We start from the raw sequence: 20,905 nt of genomic DNA on the forward strand, positions 1-20,905 counted from the left end.
CTCGATTTTTCCGGACGAAACTTTAATACAGTCATTGCAGATGCCACCATTAATTATGCAAGGTCCTCTGTTCAGGGCTATAAGGCTTCCGTACAGTTAATAGTAAGACAGGTTTCGGGAGGTTTAACAGCTAAGTGGAATTATCAGGCAGTAGGAAATGAGCCTGGAAAAGTTATTGAGTTCAGAAAGGTATCTTCTTCTGTTTGTGATCTGTATGCACGTTCCCCGGGAACCTGGGGAATTTTGTCCCTGGAAATATCTCTAACCGAAGAATCATCCCCTATCATTATAAACATACCTTCTTCCGTAACCATAGCTGACCCGGATAGCTATGAGGAAGTTCCTGTAGCAGGAGACTTTACAATTTTTTCCGGAAATGTAGGTATCGGGACAACGAATTCTAACAATTGGAAACTCGCCGTAAACGGCAACATCCGCGCTAAAGAAATCAAAGTAGAAACCGGCTGGAGCGATTTTGTCTTTGAAGACAGTTATAACCTGCCCACTTTAGAAGAAGTAGAACAACATATTAAAGAAAAGGGACATTTAAAGGATATTCCCAGCGCTAAGGAAGTAGAAGAGAACGGGATATTCCTGGGGGAGATGGATGCCAAATTGTTGCAGAAGATTGAAGAGCTGACTTTATACATGATAGAGCTAAAGAAAGAAAACCAACAGCTCCGTAAAGAAATTGATGAACTTAAAAAGCCATAATATGAGAAATACACTCAAAAAAATGTCACAGTACTTTCCCTCCCCCTGGGGGAGGGCCAGGGTGGGGGTATTGTTCCTGCTGCTCCCTTTTACTTTTAATGCTCAGACCAATACTTTTCCGGCTTCGGGAAATGTCGGAATAGGTGTAGCCTCCCCTGTTGAAAAACTGGATGTTAGGGGCACCGCAAGGTTTGCCCGGCTCAGCGGGGGTTCCAATTATTTAAAAGTGAACTCCGAGGCAGATGGAACTTTTATTACCAGCGATGACCCGGGGACGAACCAAAAAAATATGTTTATCCGGGTGTCCCCGACGGGAGATGATAAAACGGACAAGCACCTGTATTTCCAGACAGGTAAAACAGCAACCGGAAGTTTTATAAGCAGGATGGTCATAAGAGGCGACGGTAAGGTTGGCATTGGCACCACATTCCCAGATACCAAACTGGCTGTAAACGGTGTGGTGCACAGTAAAGAAGTTAAAGTAGACCTTAATGGCTGGAGCGATTTTGTCTTTGAAGAACACTATAATCTCCCCACTTTGGAAGAAGTGGAACAACATATCAAAGAAAAAGGTCATTTAAAAGATATTCCAAGTGCTAAGGAAGTGGAAGCGAACGGGATCTTCCTGGGGGAGATGGATGCCAAATTGTTGCAGAAGATTGAGGAATTGACCCTGTATACTTTACAACAACAAAAGGAAATAGAAGCATTACGACAGGAAATCAAAAAATTACAAGAAAAACAGTAAAAAGACCTTTTCATATTTATCCAATCTTATATCACCGTAAATAACCGGAACCAATGAAACAAAAATTACTCGTATTTATCATATGCATGGTAACCATATCTTTCCTGAAGGCCCAGGAAATAAGTTCTGCTGCCCGGGCAGCAAATTATAAAAGAGATACGATAGCACTGGATGTCGTAGGGGAAAGCATGACATCTACAGGAGGAATGCAGGCACTAAATGCAGTTGCTTCGGCTTCTACCGAAGTGGGACAGACCGCAGGAGAGCTTTCAGTATCCGCTACAGGGGGAGCAAGCTATACTGTGCCTATAGCTGTTCCTCCCGGCATAAATGGGGTGGAGCCCGATATTGCGTTGACCTATAACAGCCAGGGGGGGAACGGCCTGGCTGGGTGGGGGTGGAATGTTTCTGGCATCTCCGTGATTACGCGTATACCGGCTACGGAATTTCATGACAATATGGTAGAAGGAGTAGATTTTACGGCTACCGATCGTTTTGCGCTGGATGGGCAACGGCTATTGCTTAAAAGCGGGACAGTATATGAAACGGAAAATTATTCTAATATCAAGATCACCTCCCATGGGACATCTCCTTATGGAAGCGCCTATGGTCCGGCTCATTTCAAAGTAATGCAGCCCGACGGATCTATTGCTTTTTATGGTCAAACTCCCAATTCACGGAGCCGTACCGATTATGCCATTACTTACTGGGAAAACCCCCAGGGCCTTCGGGTGACGTATACATATGAGACTGCAAATAATGGGCTAAGTATAAAATCTATTACCTACGGAAGCAAAGGCACCACGACACCGATCAATAAAATCGAATTTATATACGGAAGTAGATCCAGGAAGGAACAGGCTTATATCGGGGAAATCAGCTTTATTAGATCAAATATTCTGAAAGAGATAAAAGTCACCGGTAAAAATGCCGTATATCGGCGCTATGTATTATCGCACAATACAACCACATTGGGCTACCAAAGGCTTACCGGCGTACAGGAATGGGGAGAGGACGGTACGGTGAGTTATAACCCCGTTGTTTTTAGTTATACGAATTCGCCTACGGAGGTTGAACAATCTTCCATAGATGTGGAAACTGGAGTGTCCGATTTGGAGCAACGTAACTCTGAGGTTGTTTCCGGAGATTTTACCGGGAACGGTAAAATGGACTTTATTGTTTACCCTTCATTGACAAGTGATCCGGCTTACAAAAAGAAATTCTGGCTGTTTTCGGACCTTCAGGATGAAGGTAAAGGAGATTTTCGTGCAGGAACATCGGTAAATACAGGAAGGTTTGAAGAAATATTTCCCATAAATTATATTTCAGGAATCCCTGCTATGAATAATAGGATACCTTCCAAACAAGGATTGGTGTTAGTAAAGTATAGTACTAATTTTAAAGTTAATTTCGAAGTTTATGGAGAAGTAAGTGCTTCTACAGGAAGTATTATTGGACCACATTATACCAAAAGCTGGAATTCTCCTACTTATACATCTCCGGAGACCGGAACTCATGGGATACCCAGAATGTTTATCTCCGGTGATTTTAACGGAGATGGACTTTCGGATGTAGTTTCTATTACCAAGCCGTATAGTTACCGGATTTGTCATCCCGGACATGATCCTAATTGCGATAATCCTACCGTTAGTGTCCATACATCTAAAGTGTATTTAATTGAACTTGACAAGAGAAAGAATACTGGTTTCTCAATGTTATCAGGAACCCTATCCGACAGATATGATTCTGGGGATAAAATTTATACGATGGACGTCACAGGTGATGGAAAGACAAATATTCTTCATATAAAAAGTGAGAAGGCTATTGTATACGGATTAGGCGCTAACAACCAACTGGAACTACTTTGGCAAACTCCACATTCCAGTATAAAGCCTAATTTACCATTAATGGTTGGAGATTATAACGGGGACGGGAAAACAGACTTCATGATCCCAGAAAAAGAGGATACTAAGAACTTTACACTTTTTATATCTACAGGAAAAAGCTTTAAAGACAGCAATAATACCTATCCTTTCGAATATAAGAAAACTAACTTCAATGATACCGGAAGTACTTTATATGGGTATAACCTGATCCCGGTAGATGTAAATGGAGACGGCCGAACAGATATTCTGGATCACCGAACTACTACTTACACCGGGAATAGTAATGGAACACAAAGTCTCAGGCTTTATAATAATGTTGCTCCGGTCGATTCAGAAGCAAATCCGAGATTTATATATTCATATTTTACATCAACACAACCAGGAAAACTCGAAAATTTTCCAATACCTATCTTTCTGTCCTCAAACCGGCCTAATGCTAACCTGGATTTCGCTACGATAAGTAATAAATGGGTGAAATCTTTTAAATTCCTTAAAGATCACAGAGAAGATGTTATGTTGCGTTCTGTAGTGAATAACGGTGTTAAAGAATCTATTACCTATAGTCCCCTGGATCCTTTGGGAATTCCTTTGGTATATAGTGCAGAGAGAGATGTTAATAAATGGGAAAGTTATCCGTATATGGATATAAAAGCGTCGTGGGGTACCCAGGTGGTAAGTAAACTGGAGCGAACAGGAACCGGTATCACTACCCTGCAGCAACTGTTTACATATCACGGGGCTGTTTCGCATGTCGAAGGATTAGGGTTTCTCGGGTTTAAAAAGCTTGCCCGAAGTAATTGGCATAAAGATTATTCCGATAGGATATATAGTACATCGTTTCACAACCCACAACTTCGAGGGGCGACGACGCTGGAATTTACTTCTATAAATCCCATTAACAATGAGTCGGGTTTTCTTCCGGAGCCGGCTCCCCTTGACATTACCTTGTCTTCGGTAACTACCGGGACCAAAACGGCTATACAGTCCATAACGCTCAAACCCGGTTTTTCCGCTAATGGAAGTAATGGTGCGTTTCATGCGAAGATGCAGGGTACAGCGGCCAATGACGGGGCTTCATCGCCCGAGAACGATTATATTTCCCGTACCGATTACAAATACAGCACGGAAACCCATAACAATAAAGTGTTTGTCAATGTCCCGACAATGGTAGTTAGCAAAGACCTCCTGAACGAAACACTTACCACAAAGACCTATAATTACGATAGCTATAAGAACCTTTTAAGAGAGCATACTGATATATCCGGGAAGGGGACCCATACGGTAACTATGGCATATAAAAACAGTACCGGAACTACTTATTATATAGGACGACCTACAAAAAAAACAGAAACCCGTACCGCCTATGGCAATACCTATACTACCGAAGAAGGTTATGACTATACCGGGTTTTTTCTCACGGAAGTAAAAACAAAGGGACATGGTACGGATTTTATGATAGAAGCCCGGAAGTATGATACTTATGGAAATCTTACGGAAAAATCGGTAACCCCTCCCGGTGGAGGCACGCCGAGAATGTCCGAATATGAATATAACAGTACGTATGGCGGGCGTTTCCTGACCAAGGTAACCGGCCCGGAAGGTTTGGAAACGAGTTATGTATATGACCCTAATAACGGTAGTCTGAAAAAAGAAACCAATCCTTTAAGCCAGGCGACGACTTACGATTACGATACATGGGGCAAGGTAACTAAGGTAACCGATTACCGGGGTAACAATGTCACTACAGCCTATACCAAATCCGGAAATCTGACAACCATAACCGAAACCGGTAATGACGGGAGCAGCAAGGTCTCTATATATGATATGCTGGGGCAGTTGACCCGGGTGCGGGAAAAAGATGTCCTGGGGCAGTGGATAGAAAAAGCCGTCAAATACGATCACCTGGGGCGTGAAGTGGAGGTAAGCGAACCCTATATAGGAGGAGCCACACAATGGAATACCACGGAGTATGATTTGTACGGCCGGATCAAACGAACCACGTCCCATACCGGGAAGGCCACTACGATCACCTATAATGGGCTTACTACTACGGTAAGTGATGGTACCAAAACAGTCACCACCACCAAGGACGCTTTGGGCAATGTGGAAAAAGTGACCGACCCCGGGGGAACTATTAACTATACCTATTACGCCAACGGTACCCTGAAAACCGCCGACTACGGGGGCTCCGTTCAGCGTACCGAACAGGACGGCTGGGGCAGGAAAACCAAACTTACCGACCCTTCGGCAGGGGTCTATACCTATGAATACAACGGTTACGGGGAAATGACCAAGGAAACGACCCCCAAGGGGACGACAACCTATGAATATGATAATTACGGCAAGCTGGTAAACAAAAAACTCGAAGGCGATCATACCGATATGGCATGGGTATACACCTATAAAACGGACACCAAACTTCCTGAAAAAACCACATTGACCAATGCCGACGGGAACAATACGGTCTATGCCCTGACGTATGATACGACCCATCCGCAACTGGTAAAGCAGGTTGTAGAGACCAACCCGCATGCGGTTTTTACCAGGAAGTATACTTATGATGGTTTTAGCCGGGTACAGGAAGAAGAGTTTATCGCAAAAAACAGGGCGAACAGTAAAACCAGTACCAAAAAGATAAAAAGAGTCTACCAGAATGGAGGTTTAAAACGTATATCGGATAATGCCACACAAGACATTCTCTGGGAAGTAACCGGCAGGAATGCCCGGGGGCAGCTGACGGAGGTGGCCCTGGGGGCTTCTCTGAAACAGGTAAATTCCTATGATGCTTACGGCTTTCCCACCCAGCGGAAGACCCAGAAGATCTCATCCGCCGGGACGGTGACCACCGTGGCTACCCTGGGATATGACTTTAATACCCAGAGAGGAACACTGAACAGCCGTAGCAACAGCATGTTTAGCTGGAACGAGACATTCCAGTACGACAACCTGGACAGGCTTACCCATTTTAATGATAATAACGGGAATAATAGCCAGACCTATGACGGGCGGGGCAGGATCACAAAAAACAGCGCTATTGGTAATTATGCCTATGCCGGGGTATCCTACCAGAATACCAAGATCACCATAGACGAGGAAGCCCTGATCCCCGGAAGTACGGAAGCCGCCCGGCAATATTACCAGGACCACCCGGAACAGAAGATCAGCTACAATGCCTTTAAAAGCCCGGTAGAGATAAACGAACAGGGCAAAGAACGAATAAACTTCCAATACAATGCTTCTATGGGTAGAGCCCATATGTACTATGGAGGAGAAAACAGTGATAAAATGCAACGGCGCTACCGCAAACACTACAGTGCCGATGGTAGTATGGAGATCAAGGAAGATACCCAGACCGGGAAGACCACCTTTATCACCTATATAGGAGGCGATGCCTACAGCGCCCCGTTAATATGGCACTCGGACCAGGGGACCACGACGACCAACAATTATTATTACCTGCACCGGGATTATTTGGGAAGTATACTGTCCATTACGGACAAAAACGGTACGGTCAAAGAAAAGCGGCATTTCGATGCCTGGGGTAATATCGTAAAATTAACCAACGGTTCAGGTACGGCCTTAAATAATTTTACTATCTTGGATAGAGGTTATACGGGGCATGAACACCTGGCAGGGGTTGGCCTGGTGCATATGAACGGCCGGTTATACGACCCGGTGATGCACCGCTTTTTGATGCCGGATAATTATGTTCAGGACCCGTTTAATACCCAGAACTTTAACCGGTATGGGTATGTGCTGAACAACCCGTTGATGTATGTAGACCAGAACGGGGAGTTTTTCTGGATAGCGGTAGGAATAGGAGCTCTTATCGGTGCGGTTACCCAGGCGATTAAACCGGGGGCTAATTTTGGTAAGATTCTTGGAGGTGCTTTGATTGGCGCTGCAGCGGGAGCTATTGGGGCTGGAGTTGGTAATATCGTATCCGGTGGGGGTTTTTTTGCAAGTAAAGTGGCCGTTACAATAGGAGGTGCAGCTTTAGGGGGAGCCGCTGGAGGAGTTGTAAATGCAGGTTTAAGTGCTACTTTTTTTGGAGGAAATATAGGTAAAGGAATACTTCAAGGAGGTTTAACGGGATTTATCAGTGGAGGTTTAGGAACATATCTCGGAGGAGGAACAGGTGCGCTTGTAGGAGGAGCTACTGCTGGAGCTTTAGGTGCAGCCATGAATGGAGAGAATGTTTTTTTTGGAGCGTTAATAGGCGGTACTGTATCATATGGTTTATATCATGCAATCAACTATTATAATTATAAAAAGAGTAACTTAAAAGACTTTGTAAACTATAAATCATTTTCTAAGCTATCAGGAGACTATCAACGCTCAATAGCACGACGAAAAGAGTTTGGAGGAGTAATATCGGATAATGGTAAATATTATTCAGCTCCGGCAAAATATAGACATAATTTTGCCGTAGATTTTGATCCTGCGTGGACCTCAAAAATCGAAGGGAACCCCTTGGCTTCATTTCATACACATTGGGAGAATCCCGGATTGGATATTTTAGTAAATGCCAATATGGATTTTGCGTCAAACATGGATGTTAATGTATTTAAGGCTATAACAAGTGATGGCCCATCTCCGGGTGATTGGTCTATGAGTAATAATGCGCGATTACCAGGTATATTGATAGATAAAACAACATCGTATATATATTTAGAACTTCAGACGAAAACCATTGGAAATTTTGACACAAGATTTACAAGACGAAATCCGTTTCATTGGCTATGGTAAAATAACATATAATGAAGAAAAGATGAAAAAGTTTATTTTAATGCTTCTTTTATTGTTTTTATATACATTTTGTATAACGGCTCAAGTTACGGACACGATAAGAGAAGATTTACGACCTATAGAAGTTTTAATGCCTTATAATGGCACTATTGATTTACCAATACAAAGTAACAATATCCTGGAAACAAATTTGAAGCCAAGAATCACAGAAATCAGAGGCAGGTTAGGTCCTTGTATTGTGGATACCTTGACCATAGATTCTTTGATTGAGCAGGGAATGCTTTTAAAAGTTAATAATAAAATTATTGAGGATAAAGAAGATATAAGGTTTTTTTTGAAAAATGATATTAAGGACATCGGTAAGGGAAAGTTTTACTCTTCAAAAGATGCTATGAAAAAATGGAAAATAAAAAGTAAAGCGGGAATTCTTTTTTTTAGACGAAAGGGATATTATAATAAATAACCCACTGGTGCTCGTTTGAGCAAAGCGGAAACGAGTGCCTATCGTTCAGGGCGTTTGCAACGCCCAGGAAAGGACTTGTTAAGACGGTAGGAAGAAATAGAGCAAGACCAGCTTCGCAGCGCTGGTGTTATAGTTGTGGTGTTGGGGGAGGGGAAGCGGGAAGCATGAAGGATGGAGCACGAAGCAGGAAGTGGGGGTACTGGGTATTCAATGTATTGTGTTTTTTGTGAATAGTTGTTTTTGAAAATGGTTAACTTATTGAGTAAAACACGGGCGAATGTCTCCGACTTCGCAGCCCACTGCACATCAATGACAGGCCAATATGCTGCGCTCCTCTCTGAGGGCTTCCAAAACGGTGTTTCATAAGGTTGAACCACATTTTTATAACTTGTTTAAACCTTTTCATTGACCAGGTCTTTGCAGCAAAAAATGCAGTAAGACCTGTGAGAAATCGGGATACGCCTCAGAGAGGCATTTTTCGTTTTTTCTTTTCATTGAAGGCTTAGGTGGCGAAGTTGCAAACTTCGCAGAGCGGGGATTGGATTAATGGCCGTTTTCCTCCCTTTAGTCCCGATATATCGGGAGGGGTCAAGGAAAAACACAGGTTAAAGCATGTTGGATTTAAATATTATGTTTTTTAGCCACAGATACACGGATGTTTTTGAGGTAGTTCCTTGCGGAACTTTTTATTTTTCCTAAATAACCCATCGTTAACCTATTACCCCCCCTCAGATATAATGATTTCCCTCCGTCCCACCCTTTAGTCCCGATGATTATCGGGAGGGGTCAAGGACGGAGGAGGCAGACACTACCCGCTCGAAATTCCGTTACCCCGACCCTAAAGGGAGCGGAATTTCTAATGGAGCTTTGGACTGGTAAAACAGGGGTTAAGTGAATAGGTCATTATCCGGATTTCCCTCAATAACTCAATAACTCATTACCTATTAACCCTCTCCGTCCCACCCTTTAGTCCCGATGATTATCGGGAGGGGTCAAGGACGGAGACGGATCTTTTCAGGTTTCCCGCAGAACTTTTTATTTTTGCTAAATAACCCAATAACCCAATAACCCAATAACCCAATAACCCAATAACCCAATAACCCAATAACCCAATACCCAAAGCAGTTTTTCACAACACCCCCATAAATTTCAGATAAGGTTCCATGATCTTTTTATCGAACATCGGGGGGGCGATTCCCGTACCTTTCAGCATGGATTCGGCATGGTCCCTTCCGTAGTAATAGGTGTGTTCGTACGATTCTACCAGCGTTTTTTCTCCATGTATCTTTTCAGTAAACAGGCCGAGCAGCGGGTAAACGGGCAGGTGCGGATTTTCCTTAAGAAGGGTTACCCATTCGTGAAAAGGAATCCCTTTCATACCTACGTCGAAATACTCATTGGCCTTGGCACAAAAATCGGTCAGGGAGACATCGTTTTCCGGTAAAGGAGAGAGGTGAAAGTGTTGGCCTATGGCCTCCGGGCGCATGCCTATATGACGTATGGCAGCAGCCATATAATCTACGGTGGTGAGTTCGTCTTTAAGTCCCATAACCAGGGGAAAGGCCTTGAGGCTGGCACAACTTCTTATCAGCGCACCCCACCATTGGTTGAGCACCGTAGCTCCTGTTTTTCCGTTGCACACGGCAAAGCCCAGCCGGAGGTTGATGAGGGGAAGTCCTCGTTCTTTTGCGCTGTCTGCCAGCTTTTCCATAACCCATTTGGTGCGGATATACCCCAGATCGCGGCATACGGCTTCGAGATTCTGGTCGATATCGTCGTTTTCGTCCATCCACGATTTTTGTGTAAAAGGGCGGCCCCAGCTGAATACGCCCATGGAGCTCATCAACACCAGGAATTTGGTCTTTTGTTTGACGGAAAAATAGAGAATGCCCTTCAATCCGTCAATATTGGGTTTACGGATTACCGGGTAAGGCTCCAGGTAACTTACCGAACTGCCGCAGTGGTATACCACATCTGCTTTTTCTGCCAAAGAAAGATAGTCTTTTGTACCGAGGCCAAGATTTGCCTTGGTAAGGTCGCCCGGAATGGCTTGGATACGGGTTTCATAAGACGTTTTCCATTCCAGTAAAAAACGCTCAAAGGTGTTTTTTATCCTCGTTAATCCCTGTGCTTTGGTTTCTGCCCTTACCAGGCAATGAATAACGGCATTGGTATGGGCGAGTAGTTCTTCCAGCAGGTGAGAACCCACAAATCCGGTAGTCCCGGTGAGTAAAATATGGCCGGGATCGGTTAAAAGGGAGCTGCCTGGTAAAGGACCGTCGACCTTGAAACCTTCTTCGAGACGAGCATCTTTGAGAAGTTGCTGTTTTATCATGGCCACTTTTTCCGCCTCACCCGGCTGTTTCTGCCCGATCCTGCTTTCCACCTCTTGCGAAATTTGGCCGAGTGTAGGAAAATGGTAAAAATCGCCAATACGAAGCACTTTTTTCCACGCTTCGGGCAAATGGTTATACAGGCTGGCAAGCATCAGTGAATGGCCTCCCAAATGAAAGAAGTTATCGTGGTCCTGTACCTGGTCAATATTTAAATAATATTTCCAGGAGTTTGCCAGGATCTCCCTGGGGCTGTCCCCGCCGAAATTTTGTTCAGGCCGTTCCCGCAACAATCCTTCGGGCGGCACGAGTTTGTTTTTATCGACTTTTCCGGCATGTGTAAGGGGCATGTTTTCTACCCGGATAAACTTATCCGGGATCATATATGCCGGTAATTTTTCCGCTAAACCGTACCTGATCTTTTGTACGATCTCATCCGGATCGGACCCGTTGGCAGCCTGGACCCGGAGAAATGCCAGAAGATACGGCAGGCTGTTTGCTGACGGGCGGTGGAGCTTTACCGCTGCGGAGGTAACTTCCCCGAATTTGTTCAGGTGATGTTCGATCTCACCTATTTCAATACGATACCCTCTTATTTTCACCTGTTCATCCTTTCTTCCCAGGAATTCCAGGTTGCCGTCTTTGCGCATCCTGACCAGGTCGCCTGTTCGGTAAGCCCTGATGGTTTCGGGTATTCCCGAAGCGGATTTCTTTTCGAGGAACACAAAAGCCTTGTCCGAAAGCAGCGAGTTGTTCAGGTATCCGGAAGCGAGCTGTGGCCCCCCGATGTATAGTTCTCCCGTTTCTCCGGGAGCGACTTCATCCCGGTCCTCGTTGAGAATATACAGGACGGAGGAAGGGAGGGGTTTTCCGATAATCCTCGGGTCGGGATCCCCGTTAAAGATGTGATTGGTAACGGCCACGGTGGTCTCGGTAGGGCCATAACTGTTGATCAGTTTTACTTTTTCAGACCATTTGCGGATCGTCTGTTCATTTCCGGCCTCCCCACCAATAGCAATAGTTCTGAGCTTTCCGATAGGCCGGTCTGCCGGCAGGCTTGCCAGGACGGCGGGGGGTAAGATGGGGGCAACTTCAATACCTTGTTGTTCAATAAAAGACAGCAGGTCATGGCCTACCATTTTGTTATTGGGATAAAGACAAACCGTAGCTCCCCGGGAAAGGGGAACCCAAAGATCCAGGACCGCAGCATCAAAACTCGGGGAGGCAAACTGGAGGGTTCTGTTCCCGCTTTCCAATCCCAGAAAGTCCGATTGTGCGTGTACAAAACTGTTCAGGGACCGGTGGCTGATAAGGACCCCTTTGGGTTTTCCGGTACTGCCCGAAGTAAAGATTACATAGGCCCCCTGGTCGGGATCTATATGCACACCGGGCACCGTGGAAAGACTGGTTTCAAACGTAATCGATTGCATGAGGTCCGGAATATGGATCTCCTGTACATCGGCAGCCATGTTTTGTGGTGCGTCTGTCAGTACACGCTGCACACCGGCATCCCTGATCATGGATTCGATGCGGGAATCAGGAAGGTCCGGATCAACCGGTAAATAGGTTGCGCCGGCCTTTAAAACAGCCAGAAACGCCATAACCCGTTCCATGGATTGCTGCATACGCACTGCAATGATCTCCTTTCTTTCCGTACCCGCCGCCAAAAGACAATGGGCCAGTTGATTGGTTTTTTGATGCAGTTCGTCATAAGTACAGGAAGATCCGTTGAAGGTCAGGGCCGTAAGCGAACCATAATTTTCAATAGCATTTTTAAACACGTCGGTGAATGTAGGAGAATCTCCTGCGAGGTAGGTTGTTTGCATGATAAAAGAATTTTTGGGGATTTTGGATTGTTTAAATGTTTGTTTATAATAACATGAGTTCGATTTAAATTAAACTATATTTTATGGACGATCTATATACTTAAAAACAATAATAATTGTACGGTTACCCCGAGCCCTTTAAATGCCCGGGATAAACTAAAGTCGAGCGATTTTAGTTTAACAGATCTTTAAAAGGAGGTCACCACTCCGCCAGACCGGACAGGATCTGTCAAACATTCGATTATCGCACCAAAACAAATGAAGCTCACGATAAATATAAAAAAAATATGGAATATGGGTAAGTTAATTCTCATGTATTAATAATATAATAACCTACTTTTTATATTGATGTATCGGAGATTGCCTTGGTGATAACCTATGAGGGCGTCTGCTGCATGTTTTTTCGGAAGCTCCCCGAGAAGCCTGAAAGGTGACCTGTTCTTTCTTTTCATTAAAGGTTTGGGCTGCGAAGTTGGAAACTCTTTGCAGAGTGGAGGGCTGGAAGTGGGAAGCATGGAGGATGAAGCGGGAAGTAGGAAGCACGAAGCAGGAAGTATGAAGGATGGAGCGGGAAGAGGGAAGCACGAAGCATGGAGAACGAAGCGTAAAGGATGGAATAAGCTCTACGAAGTGTAATCGGCTCTGTGAACGTCTCCGACTTCGCAGCCCACTGCACATCAATGAGAGGCCAACACGTTGCGCTCCTCTCTGAGGGGCTTCCAAAATGGTGTTCCAGAATGTTGAACCACATTTTTGTAACTTGTTTAAGCCTTTTCATTGACCAGGTCTTTGCAGCAATAAATGAAGTAAGACTTGTGAGAAACTGGGATACACCTCAGAGAGGCGTTTTTCGTTTTTTTCTCTTTATTGAAGGTTTGGGCAGCGAAGTTGCAAACTTCGCTGAGCGGGCATCAATGATGTGGATAACCCTGCGGGTAAATTGTTTAACTTCCAGATCAATTATAACAAGAGCCGTAGCGGGGTGGTTGATCCTTTATACAATGGTAACATAGCAGAAACGTATTGGAAAACAAGCAATGACAATACCATGCGGCGTTATGCCTATACCTATGATGCCCTGAACCGGATCACCTCCGGGAAGTTTAACGGCGGCGGGCAAACGGATCGTTACACGGTAGAGGATATTGCCTATGACAAGAATGGGAATATTACCAAGTTGACCCGTAACGGTGCAATTAATGCCAATGCCACTTCTTTTGGGCTCATGGATAAACTGAGTTATGTCTACCACAACGGAGGCAACTTTTTGGTCAAGGTGACTGAAACGGGCAATAAAACCTATGGCTTTAAAGACGGCAGTAATACGGATAATGACTATGCCAGGGATGCTAATGGTAACACAACGCGAGATCGGAACAAAGGCATCACGGGTATTACCTACAACCATTTAAACCTTCCTACCCAGGTCAGTTTCGGAAGCAATAAAATTGCTTATATTTACGATGCCTCGGGAGTCAAGTTAAAGAAGGAGGTTACCCAGGGAAGTTCTGTGACAAATACGGAGTATGCTGGGAAGTATATCTATGAGAACGGGCAATTGCAGTTTTTCAGTCACCCGGAGGGGTATGTTACGAAGGAGAACAATACGTATAAGTATGTTTACCAGTATAAGGATCATTTAGACAACGTGCGGTTGTCTTACACCAATACAGGGACTATTAGCGCTCCGCAACTGGAAATCATTGAGGAGAACAACTATTACCCTTTTGGATTAAAGCAGAAGGGATATAATGGTCAAACTTCCTCTCTTGGAAATGATGTAGCGCAGCGTTGGAAATTTGGCAGCAAAGAATTGGATGAGAGTTTAGGATTAGAGATGTATGATTTTGGGGCACGGAATTATACTCCGGATATTGGACGATGGATGAACATAGATCCTTTAGCGGACACTTATATTTCGCTATCACCCTATAATTATGTTTCTAATAACCCTATCTATTTCGTTGACCCCGACGGAAGGCGAATAGACATAAGTACCATTTATAAGAAAGATAAAGAGGGGAATGATATTTTAGATAAAAATGGTAATAGAATACTTGTAGGAATAAATATTTCTGTGACAGGTAAAATACTAAATAAGTCAAGTAAATCCTTTACAGATAAACAGCTATCTTCATTTACCTCTCGTCTAAGTAAATCTATTAAAAGTTCATTTTCTAGTGCAAATGAAAAAGGTTTCACAGTTAATGTATCAACCGATATTACTGTTGCTTCAGATGAAAATCCGATAACCGAAACTGATTATGTATTCACGATAGTTGATGGCGGAAAAATACCAGATGCGGATCGTCCTGGAAAATTTCGTTCACGTTTTACAGTTGGCTATGCTCCTTTTGGTGAATTGGGAATATATTTTAATGCTGGAATTATAAACGATACTGATGTGCCTGCCACAACTGGAATTTATGCTAATACAGGCAAGACAAACTCCGGAGGAGCTACATTAGAAAGAACTGGGGCTCATGAGTTAGGACATTCAGCTAACCTGCCCCATGTTTCCAGAGGAACAATGGATAGCAATTTGATGCATCAATCACGTCGACCTAATGCAGGAACAAAATTGACTAAAGCACAAATTCTTAAAATGAAAGAAGATTATAATAAGGGATTGTTAAATAAAGGAAGACAAGACTATCGATATAGAAATAAACCCATTGGACCAAGAAAAGCAGATGGGTCATTTTAACTAACAGGTTTAATTATGAAAAAAAAGATTATAGTTTTGAAGATGTGTATTCTTTTACTATTCTCTTGTAATTCTCGTGTAAAAAAGAAGGAAAGCGAAAGTAAGGTTTTATTTGATATAATATTCGCCAATGGATTTAATTCTGATGAGATTGTACTTGAGGTTAACAAGAATGAAATTATTAAATCGATTTTAGTGAGTAATAAATCTGATGGAGTTACTTCTTTAAGCTACAAAGTTGTTAAATCAGGAAATAAAATTGTTCTAATTAATTCAGAGAATGCAAAAAAATATGTAATTGATGATAACCAAAAAATAGTTATATCTGTTTTATATAAAGAAAAATGGTATAATTTTCACCCAAATCGGGACTTAGGTAGATATATTTTAATTGAGTTAAATGATAGTATAATCTATAATCAACAGAAAGACAGGCCATTTTTTGACTAACCTTCTTTTTAGGTAAGGCTACAGATCAGCTGATATACATAGTGATACCCGCTCTGCGAATGTCTTCGACTTCGCAGTCCACTGCACATCCATGATAGGTCAATACGTTGCGCCCCTCTCTGAGGGACTTCCAAAATGGTGTTCCAGAATGTTGAACCACATTTTTATAACTTGTTTAAGCCTTTTCATTGACCAGATATTTGCAGCAATAAATGAAGTAAGACTTGTGAGAAATCGGGATACACCTCAGAGAGGCGTTTTTCGTTTTTTTCTCTTTATTGAAGGTTTGGGCAGCGAAGTTGCAAACTTCGCTGAGCGGGGGTAACATCCACGGCCTCTTTTGCTTTCGATAAATTAGGAGGAAAATTAATTAATAAAATACCTGGATTAATTGAACATTCACAAGATATTCTCAAACAGAATATAGGAATAAAACTTTCTTTGATAGAAAAAGATATAGATCACTATCCAAATTATTAAAATTTAATAAGATGATCAATTGGTGGGAAATAGGAAAAGGAACGCTGATACTAATAGGAGCGTATATTTATTTTAAATATGTTAATTTTTCTGAGGAGAAGGCTTCAGAAAAGAAATTCGGAGATGATTATGGAGACATGTACCGCCTTGCTGATAAAATGAGAGATTTTGGAGGTTGGATTGGCGGAATACTGATAGTATTCTTTGGTATACTGTATATTTACAATGAAATGGCCCGGAATTACGGTTGGGCATTGTTCATGGCCAAAGAATAAAGGAGAAACCAAATAGATTGATTACTTCGGTGCTCAACGAAGTGTTCCGGTCTCTGAATGTCTCCGACTTCGCAGCTTACTGCATATCAATGACAAGCCAAATGCGTTGCGCTCCTTTCTGAGGGGCTTCCAAAATGGTGTTCCAGAATGTTGAACCACATTTTTGTAACTTGTTTGAACCACGTCATTGTAGCAATAAATGAAAGAAGACTTGTGAGAAATCGGGATACGCCTCAGAGAGGCGTTTTTCGTTTTTTTCTCTTTATTGAAGGTTTGGGCAGCGAAGTTGCAAACTTCGCTGAGCGGGGGATCATCGGGACTAAAGGGAGCGGAATTTCTCATAGAGCTTTGGACTGGTAAAACAGGGGTTAAGTGAATAGGAAGTTATCCGGATTTCCTCTGAATAACTTAATAACTCATTAACTCCCCTCCGTCCCACCCGCTCTGCGAACGTCTCCGACTTCGCAGCCCACTGCACATCAATGAGAGGCCAACACGTTGCGCTCCTCTCTGAGGGGCTTCCAAAACGGGGTTTCATAACGTTGAACCACATTTTTGTAACTCGTTTGAACCTTTTTATTGAAGGTTTGGACTGCGAAGTTGCAAACCCGCAGAACGGCAGTAGGGTTTTTTAGCCACGGATGCACGGATGTTTTTTGGGTTTCCCATAAAGCTTTTTATTTTTCCTCATTAACTCATTAGCCCAATACCTCAATACCCACTCCATTTCCCCCCGGGTCAAGGAAAAACACCCCCAAAACTAATAAACTCCTAACTCCGCAACTCCCGGGAGGCTGAGTGCCCCGGCTCTGCCGGGGTGTATCGAAGCCCCTGGCTTTCACTCCTCCGTAATCTCCAGGTTGGAACGCAATCTTTCCAGTATCCTTTCTTCTTCCCGGGAGGTAAGGTGGCGGGAGCTCAATTTTTTAATTTCCCTGTAAATGGCCGGTTCGGCAAATTTAGTGGGTACGACATGTTCGTTTTTATATTCGGCATATTGTACGGTAAATTCCGCCCCGAAGAACAGGATAAGGCAGATATAATTTACCCACAGGAGGATAATCACTACCGAACCTGCCGCCCCGTATACCGAAGCCGGTTCGCTCTGCCCGAAATAAAAACCGATCAGGAATTCACCGATCAGAAACAGGGCCGTGGTCAGTACCGCACCGGTAAAAGTCGTCTTCCACCGCACCCTGATATCCGGCAGAAGTTTGAATAAGGCCGCAAAAAGGGTGGTGATGATCAGGAAGGAAATGCCGAAATTCACTACAGCGACCAGGGTGGTGGTGAGGCTTGCCGAAATCTGTTCGATATGTTCTTTTAATACATTGAGCAGCGCAGAAATAACCAAAGAAATAAGCAGCAAAAACCCGATGACCAGTACCATACCAAAGGAGATGAGCCGGTCTATGATCATTTTCCAGAAGTTTGTCCTTTTCGCAGCCACGCTCCAAATGATATTCATGGTTTTTTTCAGCTGGAAAAACACCCCGGTGGCCGCAAAAAGTACCATGCCGATACTGATGACGATAGCGAATGCAGAATCATCGGAAGAAGAAACATTGACGATCATGCTCTCCACTGCCTTTGCGGAATCGTGCCCTATGAAATCACCTATCTGCGCCGTGATCCTGCCTTGTACGGCTTCCCGTTCAAAGAACGAACTGGCTACGGTCATAACAATAATCAACAGCGAGGGCAGTGAGAAAAGGGTGTAATACGCTATAGTTGCCCCCTTCGGAAAAGGGTCGTTCCTGTTCCACCGGACAAACGACTTTTTGAGAAGTATAAAGAATGTTTTTAAGAATTTAAGCATAAGAGGTATTTTTTAGCCGGTTGAAAAATCGGTGAAATGGGTTCTTTATCCTAAAAATAAGGCTTTTCTGCTTTTTTTTGTTTAAAAAAAACTTAAAGATTCAGCCGGAGAGTAAATAGGCGGCGTTTTTAATGTCCTTTAAGCAGAAAATCATTTTGACATCGGGACTAAAGGGAGCGGAATTTCTAATATAGCTTTGGATTGGTAAAACAGGGTAAAGCGAATAGGGAGCTATCTGGATTTCCTCTGAATAACTTAATAACTCATGAACTCCCCTCCGTCCCACCCTTTAGGGCCGGGGTCAAGGACGGAGGAGGCAGACGCTACCTGCCCGAAATTCCGTTACCCCGTCCCTAAAGGGAGCGGAATTTCTAATATAGCTTTGGATTGGTAAAACAGGGTAAAGTGAACAGGTAATTATACGGATTTCCTCTGAATAACTTAATAACTCATGAACCTAATCAACCACCTCCGTTTTTAACCTTCTCAGGAAATACGACGGATAAATCCCGGTTTCCTTGTAAAACGCTTTGGTAAAGGATTGCGCGGTTTTATACCCGGCTTCCTGTGCGATGGCTTCAACGGCATACTGTCTTAGTTTTTCTTCCTTTTTTAGTCGCTCCACGATATGTTTGATACGGATATGGTGCAGGTACTGGCTGAAATTCATATCCTTGGTGGTATTGATAACCCTGGAGAGGTATGTGGAATTGGTATTCAGGTCGTCGGCCAGGCTTTTCAGTGATATATCGGGATTTGTAAATTGGTGTTTCCGTTCGAATTTTTCCAGTCCATCTTGAATATTTTTAAAGATCTCCTCCGGCACCCCGCTGTCTTGTTTTTCCTGTTTACGGACTCGGGGTAGTTTTTCGTTTGGAGTATTCTGATTAACCAGCTCCCGGAAACGTTTCTGATAAGTGCGTTGTTTTTTATAGTAATAAGCCAGGGATATAACCAGCAAAACGATAATAAAGAACAGACTCCATTTATACCAGGCATTCTTTTTGTGACGGTTTTCCAGGTTTCGGATAATGGTTTCTTTTTGCCTCAGGAGTTCGGGCATGTCGTATTTCCGGGCGATTTCTCCGCCGATTTCTCGTTCTTCGAGAAGAGTTTTATCCAGGTCCAGTATTTTGTTGATGTAGATAATTTGACTATCCTTTTCCTGGATGAATTCATAATGAGTTGCCAGTTTTTCATAAACAACTCTAAGTTCAGGCATTATAGCATTGATTTTAGTGGCCAGAGAATCTGTTTTTAGAAACATTGACAGTGCTTTTCCCTCCTTGTGGAGGGCTTGATAGGATTTTCCTTTGTAATAATAAGAAAGTATGAGAAGGCCTCCCTCTCCCTCTTCGAGACGGGGGATAGCTTTATTCAGGCTGTCTAGGGCATCCTGATAATTATTAGTATGGAACTTTATTATACCACAAAAGGAAACCATTTTATAATAATGTAAGGAGTCTTTATATTCTAAACTTTTACGCATTCCATATTTATAGTAAAGTCCGGCGGAGTCTATTTCTCCCATACGGGAATAAACATTTGCTAAATTGTTAATAGCATAAAGGTGCATTTTTTTGTAAATATCTCCACGATTAGGACTATAACTGTACATTTCTCGGTATTCTGGCCGGTTTTCCAACGCGTTTAAATGTTCTTTATGAATGGCCAGAGCTCCTTTATAATCTCCCACTCTACTTTTAAGAACTGCAATTGTGGGGCGAATCTCCACCAGCATTTTAATATTATCTCTTTCCACAGCATATTTATAGCCGATAAGATAATGTTCCATAGTTTTTTTATAATCCTCCAAATGGTAGTACCAATATCCTTTTAATAAATAGCCTACGGCAGGATGAAATTTGTCATCCGTATGTTTTGTGAGGGCAATAATGGTATCGGCATAACGTAATCCCTTTTTCGCATCAAAATCGGCAGCATAGTAATAATACCCCTTAGCCATACGTATAGAGTCTTTTTCTGCCCTGGCTTTTGCTATATAGGTATTGACAATAGTTTTAGCCGTAACGGTATCTTTTGGCAACCAGTAATAGAACAGGGTGTTGAGATCGTCATAGCTTTTATGGAGGAGGGTATCCTGTATTTTTTCCTGGGCATTGCTGTAAAAACCAAGGATCAAAACCAAAATAACACAAACAGATTTAGGGGCTTTCATTGTTATTCTACTTGAAAAAGGTAAAAATAAGGGAAACAGGATAAAGTTGGTAGTTTTTTGGAGGAGAGTAAAAAAGTATGATATAGAAAGCTCACCTTTTTTCAGACAAAAAAAGGTGAGCACAGGAGGATACAAGAGCCCCCTTAAAGTTCCGTCGGGGGCTGTTAAACAAGTATTAGTGTATTCGGCTTTTTAATATAATGATTTCCCTCCGTCTGGAAAATGGTTTTGGAAAAAAGCCTATATTGGGGAAGGAAATCAGTTTTCCGGAAATTC

The 20,905-nt window shown here is 43.0% G+C and carries 11 protein-coding genes; 8 read left to right on the forward strand and 3 right to left on the reverse strand.

The window, feature by feature from the left end; genetic code table 11:
• The first annotated feature begins 48 nt into the window (after positions 1–48).
• Genes ACVBDY_RS20590 through ACVBDY_RS20605 form a run of 4 tightly spaced genes read left to right on the forward strand, consistent with a single transcriptional unit; the run spans position 49 to position 8,560 of the window.
• Positions 49–714, forward strand: a complete 666-nt coding sequence (locus tag ACVBDY_RS20590; RefSeq protein ID WP_447177378.1) for a hypothetical protein — start codon at positions 49–51, stop codon at positions 712–714.
• Position 715: 1 nt separating this feature from the next.
• Entirely contained in the window at positions 716–1,462 is a 747-nt protein-coding gene (locus ACVBDY_RS20595) for a hypothetical protein (RefSeq protein WP_447177359.1), read from the forward strand.
• Positions 1,463–1,515: 53 nt separating this feature from the next.
• On the forward strand, positions 1,516–8,097 hold the full coding sequence (locus tag ACVBDY_RS20600) for an RHS repeat-associated core domain-containing protein (RefSeq protein WP_447177360.1): 6,582 nt from the start codon (positions 1,516–1,518) through the stop codon (positions 8,095–8,097).
• The gene (locus tag ACVBDY_RS20605) at positions 8,051–8,560 is read left to right on the forward strand and encodes a hypothetical protein (RefSeq protein ID WP_447177361.1); all 510 of its coding nucleotides are present in this window, start codon (positions 8,051–8,053) and stop codon (positions 8,558–8,560) included. The genes ACVBDY_RS20600 and ACVBDY_RS20605 overlap by 47 nt, the downstream gene beginning before the upstream one ends.
• A 1,129-nt stretch (positions 8,561–9,689) precedes the next feature.
• Here the strand turns inward: ACVBDY_RS20605 and ACVBDY_RS20610 are convergent.
• A complete protein-coding gene (locus ACVBDY_RS20610) occupies positions 9,690–12,719 on the reverse strand; it encodes an amino acid adenylation domain-containing protein (protein ID WP_447177362.1) in 3,030 nt (1,009 codons plus the stop codon).
• A gap of 378 nt (positions 12,720–13,097) precedes the next feature.
• Between ACVBDY_RS20610 and ACVBDY_RS20615 the strand changes: the two genes are divergently transcribed.
• From ACVBDY_RS20615 to ACVBDY_RS20630, 4 genes are all read left to right on the forward strand, one after another.
• Entirely contained in the window at positions 13,098–13,355 is a 258-nt protein-coding gene (locus tag ACVBDY_RS20615; protein ID WP_447177363.1) for a hypothetical protein, read from the forward strand.
• A 283-nt stretch (positions 13,356–13,638) separates the two neighbouring features.
• Entirely contained in the window at positions 13,639–15,426 is a 1,788-nt protein-coding gene (locus ACVBDY_RS20620; protein ID WP_447177364.1) for an RHS repeat-associated core domain-containing protein, read from the forward strand.
• 15 nt (positions 15,427–15,441) lie between these two features.
• The gene (locus tag ACVBDY_RS20625) at positions 15,442–15,876 is read left to right on the forward strand and encodes a hypothetical protein (protein WP_447177365.1); all 435 of its coding nucleotides are present in this window, start codon (positions 15,442–15,444) and stop codon (positions 15,874–15,876) included.
• A gap of 491 nt (positions 15,877–16,367) precedes the next feature.
• Positions 16,368–16,631, forward strand: a complete 264-nt coding sequence (locus ACVBDY_RS20630) for a hypothetical protein (protein ID WP_447177366.1) — start codon at positions 16,368–16,370, stop codon at positions 16,629–16,631.
• Between the two features lie 838 nt (positions 16,632–17,469).
• Here ACVBDY_RS20630 and ACVBDY_RS20635 read toward each other — a convergent pair.
• On the reverse strand, positions 17,470–18,450 hold the full coding sequence (locus ACVBDY_RS20635; RefSeq protein WP_447177367.1) for a YihY/virulence factor BrkB family protein: 981 nt from the start codon (positions 18,448–18,450) through the stop codon (positions 17,470–17,472).
• A 457-nt stretch (positions 18,451–18,907) separates the two neighbouring features.
• Positions 18,908–20,629 carry a helix-turn-helix domain-containing protein gene (locus tag ACVBDY_RS20640; protein ID WP_447177368.1) on the reverse strand — a complete coding sequence of 574 codons (1,722 nt, stop codon included), beginning with the start codon at positions 20,627–20,629 and terminating at the stop codon, positions 18,908–18,910.
• Positions 20,630–20,905: the final 276 nt, after the last annotated feature.

This window comes from Sinomicrobium halophytocola, from assembly GCF_052983395.1.